Source organism: Apibacter sp. B2966 (genome assembly GCF_011082485.1).
GTDB lineage: Bacteria > Bacteroidota > Bacteroidia > Flavobacteriales > Weeksellaceae > Apibacter.
In genome coordinates this window covers 751,081-770,234 of sequence record NZ_CP049714.1, presented here as the reverse complement: position 1 = coordinate 770,234, position 19,154 = coordinate 751,081, and the positions used below count along the sequence as shown (strand labels likewise).

At 32.2% G+C, this 19,154-nt stretch carries 18 protein-coding genes; 11 read left to right on the top strand and 7 right to left on the bottom strand.

Annotated elements, in window-relative coordinates; genetic code table 11:
* The first annotated feature begins 112 nt into the window (after positions 1-112).
* The 10 genes from pdxS to G8C43_RS03245 all read left to right on the top strand — a co-directional run bounded on the left by pdxS (position 113) and on the right by G8C43_RS03245 (position 8,419).
* Entirely contained in the window at positions 113-988 is an 876-nt protein-coding gene (gene pdxS, locus G8C43_RS03290) for a pyridoxal 5'-phosphate synthase lyase subunit PdxS (protein ID WP_166004146.1), read from the top strand.
* Between the two features lie 86 nt (positions 989-1,074).
* Positions 1,075-1,644: a pyridoxal 5'-phosphate synthase glutaminase subunit PdxT gene (pdxT, locus tag G8C43_RS03285; protein WP_166004144.1), complete on the top strand. Its 570-nt coding sequence runs from the start codon at positions 1,075-1,077 to the stop codon at positions 1,642-1,644.
* A 116-nt stretch (positions 1,645-1,760) separates the two neighbouring features.
* Entirely contained in the window at positions 1,761-2,582 is an 822-nt protein-coding gene (locus tag G8C43_RS03280; RefSeq protein WP_166004142.1) for a helix-turn-helix domain-containing protein, read from the top strand.
* Between the two features lie 112 nt (positions 2,583-2,694).
* Complete coding sequence (locus tag G8C43_RS03275; protein WP_160543345.1) at positions 2,695-3,429, top strand: SDR family oxidoreductase; 735 nt, start codon at positions 2,695-2,697, stop codon at positions 3,427-3,429.
* A gap of 281 nt (positions 3,430-3,710) precedes the next feature.
* Positions 3,711-4,148: a cupin domain-containing protein gene (locus tag G8C43_RS03270; RefSeq protein ID WP_166004140.1), complete on the top strand. Its 438-nt coding sequence runs from the start codon at positions 3,711-3,713 to the stop codon at positions 4,146-4,148.
* Positions 4,149-4,185: 37 nt separating this feature from the next.
* A complete protein-coding gene (locus tag G8C43_RS03265) occupies positions 4,186-5,043 on the top strand; it encodes an aldo/keto reductase (RefSeq protein WP_160563924.1) in 858 nt (285 codons plus the stop codon).
* Between the two features lie 35 nt (positions 5,044-5,078).
* The gene (locus tag G8C43_RS03260; RefSeq protein WP_166004138.1) at positions 5,079-5,837 is read left to right on the top strand and encodes a carboxymuconolactone decarboxylase family protein; all 759 of its coding nucleotides are present in this window, start codon (positions 5,079-5,081) and stop codon (positions 5,835-5,837) included.
* 553 nt (positions 5,838-6,390) lie between these two features.
* Positions 6,391-7,362, top strand: coding sequence for a Gfo/Idh/MocA family protein (locus G8C43_RS03255; protein WP_166004137.1), 972 nt, complete (start codon positions 6,391-6,393; stop codon positions 7,360-7,362).
* A gap of 95 nt (positions 7,363-7,457) precedes the next feature.
* Positions 7,458-7,760, top strand: coding sequence for a CD225/dispanin family protein (locus G8C43_RS03250; RefSeq protein WP_160557269.1), 303 nt, complete (start codon positions 7,458-7,460; stop codon positions 7,758-7,760).
* A 62-nt stretch (positions 7,761-7,822) separates the two neighbouring features.
* Positions 7,823-8,419 carry a hypothetical protein gene (locus G8C43_RS03245; RefSeq protein WP_105297885.1) on the top strand — a complete coding sequence of 199 codons (597 nt, stop codon included), beginning with the start codon at positions 7,823-7,825 and terminating at the stop codon, positions 8,417-8,419.
* A gap of 1 nt (position 8,420) precedes the next feature.
* Here the strand turns inward: G8C43_RS03245 and G8C43_RS03240 are convergent, their stop codons facing one another.
* From G8C43_RS03240 to G8C43_RS03215, 6 genes are all read right to left on the bottom strand, one after another.
* Entirely contained in the window at positions 8,421-8,912 is a 492-nt protein-coding gene (locus G8C43_RS03240; protein WP_166004134.1) for a dihydrofolate reductase, read from the bottom strand.
* Between the two features lie 92 nt (positions 8,913-9,004).
* Positions 9,005-11,479, bottom strand: a complete 2,475-nt coding sequence (locus G8C43_RS03235) for a M1 family metallopeptidase (RefSeq protein WP_166004132.1) — start codon at positions 11,477-11,479, stop codon at positions 9,005-9,007.
* Between the two features lie 364 nt (positions 11,480-11,843).
* A complete protein-coding gene (locus G8C43_RS03230; RefSeq protein WP_160563912.1) occupies positions 11,844-12,137 on the bottom strand; it encodes a DUF721 domain-containing protein in 294 nt (97 codons plus the stop codon).
* Positions 12,138-12,162: 25 nt separating this feature from the next.
* Complete coding sequence (gene recF / locus G8C43_RS03225; protein ID WP_166004129.1) at positions 12,163-13,242, bottom strand: DNA replication/repair protein RecF; 1,080 nt, start codon at positions 13,240-13,242, stop codon at positions 12,163-12,165.
* 7 nt (positions 13,243-13,249) lie between these two features.
* A complete protein-coding gene (locus G8C43_RS03220) occupies positions 13,250-15,700 on the bottom strand; it encodes a thiamine pyrophosphate-dependent enzyme (protein WP_166005693.1) in 2,451 nt (816 codons plus the stop codon).
* A gap of 403 nt (positions 15,701-16,103) precedes the next feature.
* The gene (locus tag G8C43_RS03215; protein ID WP_160563908.1) at positions 16,104-16,532 is read right to left on the bottom strand and encodes a hypothetical protein; all 429 of its coding nucleotides are present in this window, start codon (positions 16,530-16,532) and stop codon (positions 16,104-16,106) included.
* A 430-nt stretch (positions 16,533-16,962) separates the two neighbouring features.
* On the opposite strand from G8C43_RS03215, the gene eco reads away from it, so the two are divergent.
* Positions 16,963-17,472 carry a serine protease inhibitor ecotin gene (gene eco, locus G8C43_RS03210; protein ID WP_160543357.1) on the top strand — a complete coding sequence of 170 codons (510 nt, stop codon included), beginning with the start codon at positions 16,963-16,965 and terminating at the stop codon, positions 17,470-17,472.
* 116 nt (positions 17,473-17,588) lie between these two features.
* Here the strand turns inward: eco and G8C43_RS03205 are convergent, their stop codons facing one another.
* Complete coding sequence (locus tag G8C43_RS03205) at positions 17,589-18,887, bottom strand: hypothetical protein (RefSeq protein WP_160543358.1); 1,299 nt, start codon at positions 18,885-18,887, stop codon at positions 17,589-17,591.
* Positions 18,888-19,154: the final 267 nt, after the last annotated feature.

Here is a 19,154-nt window from a genome sequence, read left to right as displayed (position 1 = left end):
AATAATATATCAATTTCTTGATGAAAAAGGGTAGAAAATAAAAAAGGAAACTTAGGGAATGTAACCATATATTATACTATTTTTGTATTTATAATTAAGATAAAATTTGAGTATGGAAAACAACAGATACGAATTAAATAAAAATTTAGCGCAAATGTTGAAAGGAGGAGTCATTATGGATGTTTCCACTCCGCAACAAGCAGAGATAGCTGAAGCAGCAGGAGCTGTTGCAGTAATGGCCTTGGAGAGGATTCCAGCTGATATACGCGCTGTAGGAGGTGTTTCGCGGATGAGTGATCCCAAAATGATTAAAGGAATACAATCGGCAGTAAGTATACCGGTTATGGCTAAAATCAGAATCGGACATTTTGTGGAAGCACAAATACTGGAAGCCTTAGAAATCGATTATATTGATGAAAGCGAAGTTTTAACACCCGCCGATGATACCTATCATGTAAATAAAACCAAATTTAAAGTTCCTTTTGTATGTGGGGCTAAGAATTTAGGTGAAGCCCTGCGAAGAATCCAAGAAGGGGCATCCATGATTCGCTCCAAAGGTGAACCGGGAACCGGTGATGTAGTTCAAGCCGTAAGACATTTACGCGCAATGAATGAAGCCATACGTAAGATACAAGGTATGCAGGAAGATGAACTTTTCAATGAGGCAAAGGATCTTCGAGTGCCTTATGAATTAGTAAAATACGTACACGAAAACGGAAAATTACCGGTAGTTAATTTTGCGGCCGGAGGTGTGGCAACTCCTGCCGATGCGGCATTAATGATGCAATTGGGAGCAGAAGGAGTTTTTGTTGGATCAGGTATTTTCAAATCCGGTGATCCGATAAAGAGAGCTCAGGCTATTGTTAAAGCAGTTACTAATTTTAACGATCCTACTATTTTATTGGAAGTATCTGAAGACTTAGGAGAAGCGATGGTTGGAATAAATGAAGCAGAAATTGAATTACTAATGGCAGAAAGAGGAAAATAATTTTTTTATAAAAAAACAAACGAATATAAGGTCATTTGGAGAGTGTAAACTTTCCAAATGACTTTTTTAATTCTAAATATAATAGTATGAAAATAGGGGTATTAGCAGTACAAGGAGCATTTATAGAGCATATTCGAAAACTACAAGAATTGAAGGTAGAAACCTTTGAAATAAGACAAAAAAAAGACATGGATCAATCTATGGATGGATTAATCATTCCGGGAGGGGAGAGTACCGCCATAGGTAAACTTTTGAGAGATTTAGACTTACTCGAGATAATCAGAAACAAAATACAAACAGGATTACCGGTATTCGGGACGTGTGCCGGATTAATTTTACTGGCTAAACGGGTGGAAGAAGGTACAGTACATCTGGGAGTTATGGATATTACCGCAAAAAGAAATGCATATGGTCGGCAGTTAGGCAGCTTTTCAATTGAAGAAAATTTTGAAGGAATCGGTTCTATTCCCATGACATTTATACGAGCTCCCTATATAACAGAAGTAGGAGAAAATGTTAAAATTTTATCCCGTGTGAACGGTCACATAGTTGCAGCTCAAGAAAAAAACATGCTAGTTACATCTTTTCATCCGGAATTAACGGATTCTGTTAAAGTTCATCACTATTTTATAGAAGAATTATGTAACAAGAAATGATAAATTAATCTTATGGCTAAAGATTGATCAATAATCCTAAGAATTAAATTAAGATAACTAATAACTAATACATAAGAAAATTCTTATCTTGTCTGTCTTAAAATGAATATCCAACTATGGACACTTCGAAAACGATAAATTATTCAGGAATTTTTCTAACCTATTATGCCAATAACAATTCCAGTTGTGTACATTCCGCTCAAGACCACTGTTTGATCTATATATATTCAGGGAAATTAATCATTGAAGAAAAAGGAAAAAAAGAAAAAGTATTAAAAGCAGGAACTTGTGCATTTGTACGGAGAAATCATAATATAAAAATGACTAAATTTTATTCCGGCGATCAGCAATATAAAGGAATAACCATGACGTTGAAACGTTCATTTTTAAGAGATTTTTATTATACAAAGGTAAGTAAAGAGAAACCCGAAGAGGTTAGACTTCCCAAAGAAAATGTTTTTACTTTACCTTTACGTCCTGAAATTGTAAGTCTTTTTCAATCCTTAAATCCCTATTTCGACACAACGCTACAACCTTCTGATGAAATCATTAAATTAAAAGAACAAGAAGCCGTACTAGCATTGTTAAACATCAATAAGAATTTTTATTCGATACTATTTGATTTCACAGAACCTTGGAAAATCGACATTCTTGATTTTCTCAATGAAAATTATATGTATGACCTTTCCATGAATGAAATAGCTGCTTATACCGGAAGAAGTTTAGCAACTTTCAAACGAGACTTTGCAAAAATCAGCGATATACCTCCCCAAAAATGGTTAATACGTAAACGACTCGAAGTTGCCTTTGAAATGCTGAAAGACAGAAAAAAGTGGAAAGTAAAAGATGTTTGTTGGGAAGTAGGTTTTAAAAACATATCTCATTTTTATACAGCTTTTAAAAAATTATACGGATTTTCTCCTTCGGAAGAATTGTGACCGTTCCTCAGAACAAAAAAAATTGATCTTCCCGACAAAAGCCCAATATTGAACTGGCATTAACTTTGTTTATAAATGACTATAAACTTAAAAAATCTTAATTTAAAAAGTTATGAAAGAAAAAGTAATAGTTGTGATGGGTGCTTCCAGTGGAATTGGTGAAGCTACCGTAAGGAAAATTGCCGAAAGGGGAGCTAAATTGGTTATTTCTGCCAGAAGAGAAGAAAAATTAAAAGCAATAAAAGATTCTCTTCCAAATGCTCAAATTGAGTATAAAGTAGCCGATGTTGCCAAATTCGAAGAAGTGAAAGCGGTAGTAGATTTAGCTATAAGCAAGTTTGGAAAAATAGATGTTATCTACAATAATGCCGGAACCATGCCTTCATCCTATCTTATAGATTGTAAACTTCAAGATTGGCATGATATGCTGCATGTAAATGTATTGGGCGTTTTACATGGAATAGCTGCGGTTCTTCCTCATTTTGTAAAACAAAAATCCGGTCATATCATCACTACCGATTCCGTTGCAGGACATTATGTATATCCGGGGTCTGTAGTATATTGTGCTACTAAATCAGCCATCCGTGCTGTAATGGAAGGGCTACGTCAAGAGCAGAGAGAAAATAACATAAAATCATCCATGGTTTCTCCGGGTGCTGTTCGTACAGACCTGTACAAAACAATGAAAGATGAAAAATTATTAGAAGATCAACGCAAAATGCAGGATACAGAGGGTTACGGTTTGAATCCGGAAGATATAGCAGAAGCAGTAGTTTATGCGATAAATACTCCACAACATGTATCTGTAAGTGAAGTTATTGTTCGTCCTACTAAGCAATCTCTCTAATTTATTGTAATAAAAAATTACAGAGAAATATAAAAATTTAATTTTTAAAACTATTTATCCGACAAAAGATTTTAGTTTATTGCAAATTTTCTAAAATTTAAATAAAAATTATTTTTTAGTTAATCATTTGTCGGATAATTAGTTCTATATAAAAGAATTATAGTAGTTCATTATCCAAATTAAAACCTACTAATTTTTACACGCTATATGAAGTATGAGCATGATTGATTTCACCGAACAAGCTAATAAATCATTATTTAAACAAAATAACTAGTTAATAAATGAATAATTCAGAAATACCTAAAATCAGTGAATTTCCAATTGGAAATGAAAATAAAGAATATCAACAATATTTTTCCGGAAAATCATGGCTGCAACCTCTTACCAACCATAAGGAATTAAATGTTCCCTTATTCAACGTTACATTTGAACCCGGTTGTAGAAACCATTGGCATACGCATTCCGGGGGACAAATACTAATTGCTGTAGGTGGTGTTGGATTATATCAGGAAGAAGGCAAAAAAGCCATACGAATGAAACCGGGAGATGTTATTGAAATAGACTCTAATGTTAAGCATTGGCACGGTGCAGCTCCTGATGAATGGTTTTCTCATTTAGCTATTACCTGTAATCCTCAAACCAATGAAAATACTTGGTTGAAGCCGGTATCAGACGAAGAATATCATACAGCCTCTGAACAAGCAATTAATCTGAAATAAATAACAACTTTATATATAAATAAAAAATCATATTCAAATGGATTATATTAAATTAAACAACGGAAATGAAATGCCAATCTTAGGGTTTGGAGTTTATCAAATACCCCCTCAAGATTGCGAACGAGTAGTTTCAGAAGCCATAGAGGTGGGGTATCGCTCCATAGATACAGCACAAGCCTATTATAATGAGGAAGAAGTGGGTAAGGCGGTAAAATCCAGTAATATAGATCGCTCTAAATTTTTTATAACCACAAAAATTTGGGTTTCAAATGCAGGATATGAAAGAGCTAAAAAATCATTTGAAGAATCATTGAAAAAATTGCAAACTGAATATGTGGACCTTTTGTTAATACATCAACCTTTTGGAGATTATTACGGTACGTATAGAGCCCTGGAAGAAATGTACAAATCAGGAAAAGCAAAAGCTATCGGGGTAAGTAATTTTTATCCGGATAGATTGGTAGACCTTTGCGAACATGTAGAAATAAAACCGGCAGTAAATCAGGTTGAAACCCATATTTTCAATCAACAGAAAATAGCTAAAGAAGTGATGAAAGAATACGGCACTCAAATTGAATCCTGGGGTCCGTTCGCAGAAGGAAAAAATAATTTCTTTACGAATGAAACTTTAGTTTCCATCAGTAAAAAATACAATAAAACACCCGCCCAAATTGCACTCAGATTTTTAATACAGCAACAGGTCATTGTAATTCCAAAGTCTACACATAAAGAACGTATGATTGAAAATTTTAATGTTTTTGATTTTAAACTTTCAGAGGAGGATATCCATTCGTTAGAATCGTTAGATCAAGAAAAATCCTTGTTCTTTTCACATAACGACCATGAAACCGTACGATTTATTTTAGATTTTAAAAAGAAACATCATCTATCCTAAGAACTTAAGGCAATTGATAAGTAAAAATCAATCATATGAATAGAACAGAAATTTGTAAAGATAACTTTAAAAAGCTGTTTAAAGGAAATGCCTTAAATGGCGAAGGCAATGATCCCGAATTGATGGAAATTCTTCAAAAATTCATTTTTGGTCAAGTTTTTACGGTTGGAAAATTAAATATAAAAACCCGAGAATTGATAACTTGTGTAGTTCTTGCCTCGTTGCAGCAATTGCCTCAATTAAAATCTCATGTACATGCCGCATTGAACGTTCAGGTAACACCGATAGAATTAAGAGAAGCTATTTATCAATGTGCTCCGATTATTGGTTTTCCAAAAACTCTAAATGCTATTGCTAGTATGAATGAAGCTTTTACCGAAAATAATATCTCTCTCCCTTTAGAAAAACAAAGTACCGTACAAGAGGAAACCAGATTCGAAGAAGGACAAAAAATTCAGATTCCTCTATATGGAAATCATATGAAAGAGTTAATGTCTGCTTTGCCGGATGGTATGGGTGAAGAGGTTGCCAAATTTCTTACTGAAGTTTATTTTGGAGATTTTTATACAAGAAAAGGACTTGACCTTGCCATACGTGAGTTATTAAGTTATTGCGTGTTAGTTTCACTGGGAGCGGAAGATCAACTTACTTCTCATTACTTTGCAAATCTTAAACAAGGCAATAATAAAGAACTGATTGTAGCAGCTATCATTCAGACATTGCCTTATATTGGATTTCCGCTTGCAATTAATGCATTGAAAATCATCAGAGATTTACCTGAGAAATGGCAATAATACCTTTTTTTAAAGATCTTTAAAAGCTTATTAAAAACGATTAAATAAAATTGATTTTCCGGCATTTTTGCTTACATCTTAGTAAGGTTATAGTCAATCAATAGAAATTAATAGTTAAAATGCCGAATAACGTTTAATAAAGATAAATAAAGTTGCTTGATGAGTCTATTAATATAATCTCCTGTTTTCTCACATGTTTTTTCATAAAAAATTATTTCCAATTTTTCTAGATAATTAGTCTTTGATTTACAAATAATAGTCGATTCTATCATTAAAATACACTACATTTGTTAGGTAAATATGATAAAGAATACAAGTACAGCTAAGTTTTCTTAACTAAAAACTTTAAAATAATTGTAGTTGTTCCATCATTTAATTTTCCAATAGCAAACTATAAAAAATAGATTGTTGAAATTAAACAACAACGATGTATCAATTTTACTATTGTAAATTAATATAACGGATTCTTACCTATCATCTGATGAATTGATTTAATAAGTTATCCGTAAATAATGTTGGAAAAAAGAAATAGATAATTTAATACTAAGATATTATGCTAAAAGCAGGTTTAGTCGGAGCCGGACATTTAGGAAAAATACATTTAAAATTATTACAACAATCTGAAAAATATAATCTAATTGGTTTTTACGATAATGATGAAGAAAACGGGAAAAAATTAGAGAAAGAATTTGGATATAAATTTTTTACAAATTTTGATGAATTATTACATCAGATTGATTTATTGGATATAGTAACGCCCACTTTTGCACATTTTGAATATGCTAAAAAAGCCATACAAGCAGGTAAGCATTTTTTTATTGAAAAGCCTATCGCGGGTACATTACAAGAAGCAGATGAAATAATTCGGTTAGCTCAAGAACATAATATTCAGGGGCAAGTTGGACACGTGGAACGTTTTAATCCTGCTTTCACAGCGGCTAAACCCTATATAGTAAATCCCATGTTTTTGGAGATACATCGCTTGGCTGAGTTTAATCCGAGGGGTACAGATGTTCCGGTAGTATTAGACTTAATGATTCATGACTTAGATATTGTTTTATCCATAGTTGAATCAAAAGTAAAAGAGATTCATGCCAGCGGAGTTGCTGTGGTCAGTAATACACCGGATATTGCCAATGCCCGGATTGAATTTGAAAATGGATGTGTAGCCAATGTTACAACCAGCAGAATTTCCATGAAAAATATGAGGAAAAGTAGGTTTTTCCAGAAAGATGCCTACATTTCAATAGATTTTTTAGAGAAAAAATCCGAAATTATAAGAATCAAGGAAGTACCCGAAAAAATACAACCTTTTGATATGATTATTGAAAATGCTGAAGGCGAAAAAAAACAAATTATATTTCAATATCCTGAAATTGAAAGCAATAATTCTATTTTGGATGAATTAGAATCTTTAGCCGATTCCATTGAAAATAAACAACCGATCAAGGTAACTTTAATGCAAGGTAGAGAGGCTTTACGTGTAGCTTTGGAAGTGATGAGACAAATAGAAGGTAAAAAATAGAATTAGATTTAATTTGAATGAAAAAATTTTGGGCATAGAAAAGGGAGAATTAAATTTTTTTACACGATTATTTTATATGCCAAAATTAATAGGTTATGAGTAATGAAACCGTAGACCAAGAAGAGGATGAAGTTTTAAAAGAGGATGCTCCGGATAACTATCTGGCATTTGCTATTATTTGTACTGTGGCTTGTTTTGCCCCGGTGGGTATATTTGCCTTATTTTATTCTTTGCGGGTTAATCAATATTGGGAACAAAAAATGTATGATAAAGCAAGACGATCATCCATCATTACACGCATTCTTTGTATTTGGACAATTATTGCAGGAATAGTCTTTTGGCTCGGTATTTTATCGGGGGCTATTTATAATATCTTTGGACAAAAATTCCAACATTGACATAAGCTAACTGTGAAATGCATGATTTTTGATTGATTATTCATTTTATTGTTAAAATCAGTATGAATACCACGTATATTAATTTAAAAAATTTATTATGGAAAGCTGCTTTCCTTTTTATAATAAGTTTGAGTTTTACGGCTTGTGGAGATAAAGCAAGCTTATCAGAAGATGTCGCTTTAAATTCAATCGAAGCCTATTTAAAATCCAATCCCATTTATGAAACAGTGGAGATAAACATAGGGGAAGTAAAATTTAGTCTTAAAAAAGATAAAAACGACCTTAAGGCCTATAAAGAATTAGAAGAGAAAGGATATGTAAACCTGAATTTGGTTAAACAAAAAAAGAAATTTCTCAGTAAAGACAGTGTCTTTACCTATGAAGTGAAGCTCACCGAAAAAGCTCGTCCTTTTGTGCTAAAACAAAAAAAAGAAACAGTTGAAGTAAAGTCTTTGGAATATCAATTAGGTGACAAAGAACAAGCTCGAATCGAATTGACCGGTAAAAAAACAGCTAAAGCAGTACTTACTCTTAAAAAGGTGGCAAACGACTTTTCCATACTGGGATATGATAAAAATCCTCATACCGATTTTATAGTAAAAACGTTTAATTTAAATTATAAAAAAGATAAAGGTTGGATAGTTACTAAAAGTAAATAACTTATATTTTCCTTTGGTAAGTTACAAAGCGGAAATCATACAGGTGTTTATCATCTTTTGGATGAAATTCATCAAAAGTTTTATTCCATTCTGAAAAGTCAATTTCAGGAAAATAAGTATCGGCCTTATCTATTTGTGTATGTACTAACGTAAGTTCTAACGTATCGGCATATTTTAAAGCTTGTGAATAGATCGTTCCTCCTCCAATAATATACGGATTGGAATCTTTACTACGTGCAGCTTCAATGGCTTCAGGTAAAGAAGAAAACAAATATACGTTATCCGGAACCTGGTAATCTGTTTTAGAAGATATTACCATATTTTGACGATTGGGAAGAGGCCGTCCTAACGATTCAAAAGTCTTCCTACCCATAAGGATCACACGATTTTGTGTAAGTGATTTAAATCTTTTTAAATCCAAGGGAAGATGCCAAAGTAATTGATTGTTATTTCCTATCGCATTATTTTCATCTAGAGCTGCAATAATTGTCATGTAAATGGATGTTAAATGAAATTTAAATATATAAAAAAAAGAGTAAAGGTGAAATCTTTACTCTTTTTTCATGCAACTTTAAAAATGGTTGTTTATTTCATTTTATTCAATCCGTTGGTAATATAGTTTACTTGATCTTTAAGACTTTTATTAAGAGGTGATGCATTCGAAGCCTGTTGTTTCATTTGTAAAGAACCTTGCATAATTTGAAGCATCACTTCACCAAAGCTGTATTTTTTAGCTTGCGGGTAAATTTTTAAAATCGAATCAACAACAGTTTGTGTTTCATTAGGGTAATCTCCCATCATAATAGTTTGCAGACCTTCAAAATAAGTGTCTGCTTCATCTTGAGACTCAGCCGAAAGCAAAAGATTCAGGAAATTTTTTGAAATAACGGATAATTTAGAATTATCTTTTGTTACAATTGCTGTTTTGGCAATAGCTAGGGATAAATCACTACCCGGGTTTTTGTCATCTATTTTGGAAACCAACTCAGATGCCGAGTTTTTATCCACTTTTAAAACTCCAAGTATAGAGGCCGCTTTCACACTATAAGAGGGACTATTAAAAGATTTTATAAACAAGTCCTTATATTTTGAAGCATCAATTGATGCTAATTGTTTAATAGCTTTAGCCTGAACTAATGTCTTTGCGTCTGAAGTTGCAATTTTTTCCAGTACTGATGCCGACTTTTGTTTAACCGTTGGATTAGTTTCATCCAATTTTGAAATGGCAAATGTTCGCAATCCTTCAAATTTATCAGAAGAAGCCGCTTTCAATAATGTTTCCAACGCTTCAGTATTCGAAGTTTGAGCATCCGCTAATTTACTTACAGCTTCTTTTCTTGAACTGTATTCAGGAGCATATTTATATTGAATTATATTTTGTTCTGTAGTTTTATCGTCATTCAATTCGCAAAGTAGAATTTTATCAGGATTTATATTTATCAATTGAGGTTTAGATTTATAAGGAAGCTCAAAAGAATTAGTTTCGGCAGCTTTTGCCCAAACATGATGCCTGGTAGGTTTTCCGTTTTCATAAACATCAATATCCAAAGGAAACTGAAATTTCGGTTCTTGACTTTGAGTTAAAGTTACAGTTACGGTTTTTTTTGCTTCATTGTACGCATAGGCTGCTTTTAACTTAGGATGTCCATTGCCAAAAAACCATTGGTTGAAAAACCAGTTGAGATCTTTTCCGCTAACTTCTTCCCATGCCAAACGGAGTTGGTGGGCCTCGGTTGCCTTGTATTCATTGGTTTTAAGATATAAGCTCATACCGGCAAAAAATGCATCATCGCCCAAATAATTTCTCAGCATATGTAAAATTAATCCTCCTTTGTTATAACTTACGGCATCCATCATATCTTCTCGATCTTTATATTTAAAGCGAATTAAATCCTTGTCAAAATTTTCACCACCATACATATATCCGTCTCTTTCATTATCCCTGTGTTCTTCCGCATAATCTTTTCCGTATTTATGTTCCAGCCATAAATATTCCGAATAATTGGCAAAGGATTCATTTACCGGAAGGTTAGACCAACTTTCCGTAGTAGCCAAATCTCCAAACCAATGATGAAATAATTCGTGGGCGATAACCGGTTCCCAGATGTTTTTATCTACAAGCTGTCCGGGTTTTTGTAAGGCACTTTCCTCATGAAGCGTACAAGTGGTATTTTCCATGGCACCGCTTATATAATCTCTTGCCACCATCTGACTGTATTTTTCCCACGGATACGGATATTGTAACAGGGTTGAAAAATATTCAATCATCGAAGGAGTATCTCCAAAAATTTGCTTTGCATAGGGCTCATATTCTTTATCCACATAATAGTCTACCGGTATATTTTTCCATTTGTCTTTAACAATAGAAAATTCTCCAATACCCATAAAAAATAAATAAGGGGCATGCTTTTTATCAAATTTCCAATAATCGGTACGAGTACCGTCAGCATTTTTGGTTTGATTTTTTAAAGTTCCATTGGATAAAGTCACATATTTATCAGGAACCGTAATATATATTTCTTCTGAAGTTTTCTGATTGGGTTTATCTATAGTCGGAAACCAACAGCTGTTGGATTCAGTTTCACCTTGTGTCCAAATTTGTGTGGGCTTGTCTTTGTTTTCTCCTCGCGGATTAATAAAATACAGACCTTTGGCATCTTGAATTGCTTCACTTCCTTTTTGTTTAATAGAACCGGGAATGGCTACGTATTTAATGTAGACCGTGTAATTTTCGTTTTTAGTGTAACTTTTGTCTAATTTTATTTTTAACTGATCGTTAGTATACGTATACTTTAATGCTTTAGTTCCATTCAAGGTTAGCGAGGAAATTTCCATACCTTTTGCATCTAAAGTCAAAGAGTCGGTAGGGTAGAAGTGAGGTTTTAAAGTTATCCAGGCTTCACCGAATAGCTTTTCGTTGGGAATGTCAAAACCCACTTTAAGCTTGGTATGAACTAAATCATTAACCATAGTAGCAGAAGGATGATACGTTGAATAATCCTGAGCTCTAGTATAACCAATGGTTAGAATGGAAATCAGAATAATAATACCTTTTTTCATTAAAATTTATTTAAATTAATTATATATTAAGAAAACATACAGTAAGAAAAATCTAAATTTTTATTCGAACCCTATGTTTCTATCCCATTAAAGGAGTTTTATAAGTATGATAAAAAATACTATCGGCTAATTTAACTAATTATCTTAATAAGTTAAGTTAAGAAAGTATTAATACTTATCAATTAAGTACGTTGGCGAAATTTTATATGTTCTTAAAAAAAGTGAAGGTTGGAACTTTAAGATTTTCTACAATAACTACTAACCACTTGTTAATTTTTAAATAAAGATCCCTTATAATATTACTTCTAAAAAATTAAAAAGTTTGTATAGATGCTTGTTATAGTTGAAAAATAAGATAAAAAGATTAGATAAATTTAATTTTAGTAAAAAAAGTTTGTGAACAATCTTTAGTTAGTTCAGAAAGAATTTTGTTTTGACTGTAATTTAATTCATGACGTAAAGCAGACGAGTCCAGTTGTATGTATAAAGTTTCATTGTCTATAAAAATTCGTTGAGTATGCTTAGCGATAGGGTTACCCATCATCGTTCTCCATTTTTCTTCCATTTCAAGAATAAGAAGTTTTTCTTCCATTCCTAATTTTTTTATGAGGTTTTTAATGGCAGAATTGCTCGTTTGCTCTTTTCTTCTAAGACTCATATATATAGGATTGTTGGTTAGAAAATTACAGTTCAAAAATCAGATAATCCGAGCTGATTTGTCGGACTATTTTTTCCGTTCGGTCTTTATGCGTATCGGAAAGAAATATTTGTCCAAATTGTTCTTCATGAGCCAATTTTACCAATTGCGCCACTCGATGATCATCCAATTTATCGAATATGTCATCCATTAATAAAACCGGACTTTTAGACGAATATTCTTTGATAGTTTGTAACTGTGCTAATTTTAATGCAACTAAAAAAGATTTTTGTTGCCCTTGAGATCCAAATTTTTTTATAGGGTATTGAAATAATTTAAAAATGAGGTCATCTTTGTGTATCCCTCGAGTAGTATAAGCAGTAGCCCGATCTTTGTCTAAATTTTCTTTTAAGAGACTGCCTAATTCTTTTTGTTCTAAATCTGATGTATAGTCAATGGTTACATCTTCTTCACCTTGGGAAAGTGCAGAGTAAAAACTACAAAATTTAGGCACATAAGACGAGATAAATTCTTTTCTGATTTGATATATTTTTGTTCCGTGTTCAATCAATTCGGAATCATACATTTCTAAGCTGATGGCATCAAAATAATTGTTTGCTGAAAATAATTTTAATAAAGCATTTCTTTGGGCTAGAGCTTTTTGATACCTTAGAATCAGATGGAGATAATCAGGGTTAATTTGACTGATCATTCCATCCATAAATTTTCGTCTAAACTCACTGCCTTCACTAATTAAGTTTCGATCATAGGGGGAAATCATCACACAAGGATATTTACCAATATGATCGGAAAGCTTTTCGTACGTCTTAGAATTCCTTTTAATAACTTTTTTTTGTCCCGCTTGAACTACAATCCTGATCGAATCTTCTGTTTTTTCATCCGAAAAATTGCCTTCCACCGAAAAAAAGTTTTCATGAAAACGTATATTGTTTTGATCTGAATAATTTAAGTAACTTTTAGTCAATGAAAGATAATGAATAGCGTCTAATACATTCGTTTTTCCAACTCCGTTATTTCCTACAAAACAATTTATTTTTTCGGAAAAAGTGAAATTTTTTTCATAAAAGTTTTTAAAATTAAATAATCTAAGATTTTTAAGATACATGTACGGATTAACTTATTTTCGGGTATTCGGTGGGATTTACTTCATGCATAACCTCATATATTTTTTCAACCACATCATCCACAGAAGGTTTTGAAAAATAATCTCCGTCAGAACCGTAAGCCGGTCGATGATCCTTAGCCGTGATAGTTTTAGGAGCTGAGTCTAAATATTGAAAACCGTTTTGTTCTTCAATTATTTTTTGCAAAATATACGAACTTGCCCCTCCGGAAACGTCTTCATCAGCAATAACCAAACGGTTAGTTTTTTTAAGACTTTCCACAATTTCATGGCTTAGGTCAAAGGGTATTAAAGATTGAATATCAATAATTTCAATATCTATGCCTAATGTCTGTAATTCTTTGGCAGCTTCCGAAACAATTTTCCATGTTGCTCCATAGGTCACCACAGTGATATCTTTACCTTCTCTTGTAATTTCAATCTTTCCGACCGGAGTTGTAAATTCACCTAAATTAATCGGCAAGTTTTCTTTCAATCGGTAACCGTTTAAACATTCAATAATCAGGCACGGTTCATCAGCTTGAAGCATGGTGTTATAAAATCCGGCTGCCTGCACAAAATTTCTGGGAACCAAAACATAAATACCCCGTATATAATTAATGATTCCGCCCATAGGAGATCCCGAATGCCAAATGCCTTCCAATCTGTGTCCTCGAGTACGGATAATCAACGGAGCTTTTTGCCTTCCTTTCGTACGATAACTTAAAGATGCCAGATCATCGCTTAAAGTTTGAATACCATACAACACATAATCCAGATATTGAATTTCAGCAATGGGACGCAGTCCTCTCATAGCCATTCCCAATCCTTGCCCTATAATAGTACTCTCTCGAATGCCGGTATCGGATATTCGATAAGGTCCGTATTTATCTTGCAATCCTTCAAATCCTTGATTTACATCGCCAATCTTTCCTACATCTTCACCAAAGGCTATTATTTCAGGATATTTTTCAAAAAGTTTATCGAAATTGTCTCTAATTACTATTCTTCCATCCACTGATTCCGGATTTTCACCATAAACAGGGGCAATATACGGAACATGAAGTGCTGAATATCGGGTATCTGTATATAATTTGGAATTGTAATTAAGGCTTTCATTATCAGAAATTTGATTATACCAAGTAAGCAAATTCGTTTTGGCCTGTGTATTTTCTTCTCTGACTATTCGAAGAACTTTACGTATAAAATGGAAAATATCTTTTTTATAAGGCAAAGACAGCTGTTGAAAGTTTTCTTTTTCCAAATTTATAAAAGCCTTTTTAACACTTTCATCAGCTAGGGCGGAGATTAAAGAAACCGTTTGATTACTTAGAGCATCCATATCTGTACGGAATTTATTCCATTCATTTTTTTGATGTTCCTTAACCAATTGTTTAATTTCTTTTTCTAAACTCAATAATTCTTCTTCGGTTGCAACTTGTATCTTTTGATTGTTCGTTTGGTCGTACGCTTCATAATCAATGATCCATTCTCTGAATTTCTTAATACAATCGTGTTCTTTTTCCCATTCCAAACGTTCGGCAGATTTATATCTTTCATGGGACCCCGAACTGGAATGTCCTTGAGGTTGAGTAAGTTCACTTACATGTATAATAACGGGGATATGTTTTTCACGTGCTATTTTTTCTGCACACGCATAAGCTTCAATTAATTCGGCATAATCCCATCCGCGCGCCGTAATGATTTCACATCCTCTGGAATTTTTTTCCTTGGTTCTTTTAAATCCTTCCAAAAGCTCAGAAAAATCGTCTTTGGCTCTTTGTTTTGACGATTCAACGGAGATGCCATAACCGTCATCCCAGATGGAAAGAACCATAGGGATTTGCAAAGCACAAGCAGCATTTAATGCTTCCCAAAAATGTCCTTCTGATGTACTCGCATCTCCGATAGTACCAAAGGCTATTTCATTGCCTTGATGGGAAAATTGTATTTTATCTTCAAGTCCGGGACAATTTCTGTAAATTTTAGAAGCGTACGCTAATCCGAATAAACGTGGAATTTGTCCGGCTGTGGGAGATAAATCTGCAGCATTATTTTTTTGTTCCGTAAGATCTTTCCAATTACCTTCTTCATCAATTAAATGAGTAGCATAGTGACAATTCATCATTCTGCCCCCTGATTCCGGTTCTCTTTGGTCATCGGTATCAGCATATAACTGTGCAAAATAATTTTCAATAGTAATTTCACCTACTGCAAATGCTAGGGTTTGATCGCGATAATACCCCGAACGAAAATCTCCATTCTTAAAAACTTTAGACATGGCTAGTTGCGGAAGTTCTTTTCCGTCTCCTAAAATGGCAAACTTTGCTTTTCCCGAAAGAACTTCCTTTCTTGCCAATAAACTGGAATAACGGCTGATTAAGCACAATCTATAATCATTTAATACTTCTTTTTTAAATTCCTGGAAGCTTAAATTAGCATCTGAGATAGTAGAATTTATATCTTTAATCACTCCTATAAATATTTTTAGCAGAAACAAAGTTACAGATTTTATTCGAACCTAAACCTATTGAAAAAAGCAATGTATTTAAAAGTTTAATTTATAAAATTACTCGCCTTTTAACAGATATAATTTCAAGTATTTGTAAAATTAAATGGAATGAAATGGTTTTATTTTAAGATCATGGAGAGATTTCATTAAATACATATTTTCGAAAAATAGCTATCTATCAAAGCATTTTAAATAAAAAAATAGCTATCAAATAAAATAAAACACTTAAGCAATGTAAAGTTAAATTTTTGTAGCCTAAGTATATAATTTTCAATCGAAATAGATAGCGGATTAAAATATTTAATATAATTGTTAAATATTAGGAAGAATAGTTAGTCATTTATAAATATAATTATTCGTTGACTTGAACTGATTTTTGATAAGGAGTTACAAGAAAGTATAAATTAGAAGCAATCCAACCGATCCAAAATAAATAACCACCTAAATGAAAACGTTCTTTCATGATTTTATGTTCATAAACCGTTGAAAAATCATGATATGTATAGGCAAGTCCTAAACAACCGAGTAATAAAAATAAAAAAAAGAAAAGCCGAGAGACCGTCAAATGGCATATACGCTTGATGAGGTATTGAACAAGCATTAGTATGAATAAAATACTAAAAACAAGAAGAGCGGTTTTCCACCATATTTTTAATATTTTATATTCACCTCGAAATAAATTAATTCCCATTCGACCAATCCAAGACATTTTAGACATTAATATGCCAATGGAAACGGATACTATCGCTTCGAAAAGTACTAATAAAGATAATCTTTTCATTACATAAAATTTTATAAAGAGGAAATATAATTTAAATCCAACAAAGTAAAAATACTAAGAAATCATGAAATAATAAAGCAGATATATTGAAGGAATCTAAAAATTTAAAGAGGTTTTAAAATGATTGAATTTTAATATAACAGAAATATAAATATCTAACTTTGAGAAAGCAACCTAAAATTTACTATTTAATAAATTTATTAAATTTAATATAACAATGTTTTCTAAAAACTTAACTTAAAATTGTAGATTGAAATAGTATTTGAGGCTACATTTTTTTATTTTATATACGATTGAATACTATTTTATATAAGTATAAAGTGTTTAAATTTAATTAGATAATTTATTAAAAAAAAATTTTAAAATTTTTTATGGAAAAATAGTAAGAAAAACATCTATAAGAATAAATCAAAAATTGAAAAATAATATAATGAAAACAATTAGAAAAATTTTAACAGGAATTATTTTAGGCAGTATTTTAGTATCTTTTACTCAATTAAGTGGAGAATCAATGCATCAAAAAGAAGTAGAAAATGATCCCGGAAAAGAATTAGTAAATTTTCCAGAGGCAAAACCCGGCATGATGCGTCATGTGATTATTTTAGATAAGAAAAATAATGAAGAATTTTATAAAGTAGAACTTATTCCCGGAAAAATAATGAAAGTAGATTGCAATAAACATACTTTACTAGGGAAAACAGAAGAAAAAGTGTTGGAAGGTTGGGGATATAACTTTTACGAGTTTTCTTCAGAAGGAAAGACTATTTCTACCCGAATGGCTTGTCCACAGATAGTAAATAAAGAAAAATTTATTTCTTCTGAATCAATCATTATTACATATAACAGTAAACTTCCTATAGTAATTTATACCCCAAAGGGATATATTGTGAAATACAAAATTTGGGAAGCCGGAAAAGAAAAAACTGCTTCAGTGAAATAATTAATAGGGTTAAAAAAAAGGAATTCTTTTCAAATTGAAAAGAATTCCCTACTATATAAAAGTTTAACTTTTAAATATCTTTAGTAAAAAATTATTAGTAATTCAACATATACGATTTAATATAATCTTTGAATTGAAATATAAAACCTTCTTAGGTTATCTGAAACAGTACTGGTATCCATATTATCTATAAATCCAAAAAAATAAATTTTATACCATTTATCATCCAGAGAAACATCTGCGGTTAATATCTCAGTCTGATTATAGTTAGGAGTAATACTTAAATTTCCTCCACTAGCCATGACCATATTTTCACCCAAGTTAGCCCAAATACCGTCATCTAAACTCACATACCCTCCCCTGGGAGCTAAAATTATGTTGGCATTACTTTTAAACGTTGCACTAGCTGTCGCTCCAAACCATAATTTAACAGGGGAAGAGGTGATGTTTACTAATCTGGGATTATAGGAAACAGTAGCTAATGTATTAGCCCCATTCAATAAATAAGCATCTAATCTCAGTTTGCCACCTAAAATGGGTAGATCACTAACGTATTTGCTTAACCAATATTCGGGAATATTATTAAATGGATTAGTTATTAAATCACCAAAACCGGCATTAACATACGGAGATTGATAGTAAACACGTTCCCCGGGTGCAAGCCCTAAACCCGCACCAATGGTAGCATCACAGTTTTGCATAGCTACGCTAAGCGGAAATGTTGTTGTCTGAGGACTTGAAACCGTTGGAATTCCATCTATCACATAACGTAAAGCACCGTTTCCAACATTAAATTGTCCGGCATCAAGTGTTGCTGTAAGACCGTTTACAGGTCCAATTGATTGAGCAGGATAGGTACCACCGTCACCACCAGTATAAGGAACCGTCATAACTCCATGATACCTTTCGTTAGCAGTATAAAAACTTGGAACAGCCATAGCGGCATTACAGGTCAAATTTTGGATGATCCCCGGAATAATGGGACGACCATCTAATGTCTTCCATTGTTTTCCATTCCAAAAAACATATCCATTAAAAACGAAGTTGGGATTATCTCCCAAATTATAAACTAATAAACCTACAGCGGGTTCCGGAATTGTGAGAGTGTCTATATTTGATGTTAAAGATACACGTGGTCCTAAAAAACCTTTTTTACTGCCGGAACTAAGTCCTTCTACATTTAATTCCAAGATGGAAGAAGCATCTGGATCCGCGGTACCAACACCTACACTACCATCCGAAGTTACAATAAAATCGTTCGCTCCTTGAAACGGGGTAGGCATACCTAATTCCGAATTATCTTTCATACCGTCAATATGAAAGGTACCTTGTGGATTATTTGTATTTACGCCAATTTGGCTAAATGATAATATGGGAACTAATAACATCCCTAAAAAAATAAACTTAGTTTTCATAAATTAAGTTGTTTTTAATGATTAGTATATTAATAAATATGTATTTAGAAGATTTCTTACTTGTTATAAGGTTATTTTAAATAATGTTAAACATTTATTTTAGAATTTATTTTAAAATATAATTCTAAAAGTGTTTACATAAGTTTTTTAGTGAAAGTAGTATCTATTATGTTATAATAATATTGAATACAAATGTAAATATTTATTTTAAATTTAGCATTATAATTTTAATAATTATATAATTTTTTAAAATAGTTGATAGTTGGC

What these genes read in the sequence shown, in the direction of transcription:
- G8C43_RS03235 (WP_166004132.1), bottom strand. Translation starts at nt 11,479, where the DNA reads ATGAAAAAAGGTATTATTATTCTGATTTCCATTCTAACCATTGGTTAT.
- G8C43_RS03205 (WP_160543358.1), bottom strand. Translation starts at nt 18,887, where the DNA reads ATGAAAACTAAGTTTATTTTTTTAGGGATGTTATTAGTTCCCATATTA.
- G8C43_RS03280 (WP_166004142.1), top strand. Translation starts at nt 1,761, where the DNA reads ATGGACACTTCGAAAACGATAAATTATTCAGGAATTTTTCTAACCTAT.
- G8C43_RS03240 (WP_166004134.1), bottom strand. Translation starts at nt 8,912, where the DNA reads ATGACAATTATTGCAGCTCTAGATGAAAATAATGCGATAGGAAATAAC.
- G8C43_RS03250 (WP_160557269.1), top strand. Translation starts at nt 7,458, where the DNA reads ATGAGTAATGAAACCGTAGACCAAGAAGAGGATGAAGTTTTAAAAGAG.
- G8C43_RS03270 (WP_166004140.1), top strand. Translation starts at nt 3,711, where the DNA reads ATGAATAATTCAGAAATACCTAAAATCAGTGAATTTCCAATTGGAAAT.
- G8C43_RS03255 (WP_166004137.1), top strand. Translation starts at nt 6,391, where the DNA reads ATGCTAAAAGCAGGTTTAGTCGGAGCCGGACATTTAGGAAAAATACAT.
- G8C43_RS03260 (WP_166004138.1), top strand. Translation starts at nt 5,079, where the DNA reads ATGAATAGAACAGAAATTTGTAAAGATAACTTTAAAAAGCTGTTTAAA.
- recF (WP_166004129.1), bottom strand. Translation starts at nt 13,242, where the DNA reads ATGTATCTTAAAAATCTTAGATTATTTAATTTTAAAAACTTTTATGAA.
- G8C43_RS03230 (WP_160563912.1), bottom strand. Translation starts at nt 12,137, where the DNA reads ATGAGTCTTAGAAGAAAAGAGCAAACGAGCAATTCTGCCATTAAAAAC.
- pdxS (WP_166004146.1), top strand. Translation starts at nt 113, where the DNA reads ATGGAAAACAACAGATACGAATTAAATAAAAATTTAGCGCAAATGTTG.
- G8C43_RS03265 (WP_160563924.1), top strand. Translation starts at nt 4,186, where the DNA reads ATGGATTATATTAAATTAAACAACGGAAATGAAATGCCAATCTTAGGG.
- G8C43_RS03215 (WP_160563908.1), bottom strand. Translation starts at nt 16,532, where the DNA reads ATGAAAAGATTATCTTTATTAGTACTTTTCGAAGCGATAGTATCCGTT.
- eco (WP_160543357.1), top strand. Translation starts at nt 16,963, where the DNA reads ATGAAAACAATTAGAAAAATTTTAACAGGAATTATTTTAGGCAGTATT.
- G8C43_RS03245 (WP_105297885.1), top strand. Translation starts at nt 7,823, where the DNA reads ATGAATACCACGTATATTAATTTAAAAAATTTATTATGGAAAGCTGCT.
- pdxT (WP_166004144.1), top strand. Translation starts at nt 1,075, where the DNA reads ATGAAAATAGGGGTATTAGCAGTACAAGGAGCATTTATAGAGCATATT.
- G8C43_RS03275 (WP_160543345.1), top strand. Translation starts at nt 2,695, where the DNA reads ATGAAAGAAAAAGTAATAGTTGTGATGGGTGCTTCCAGTGGAATTGGT.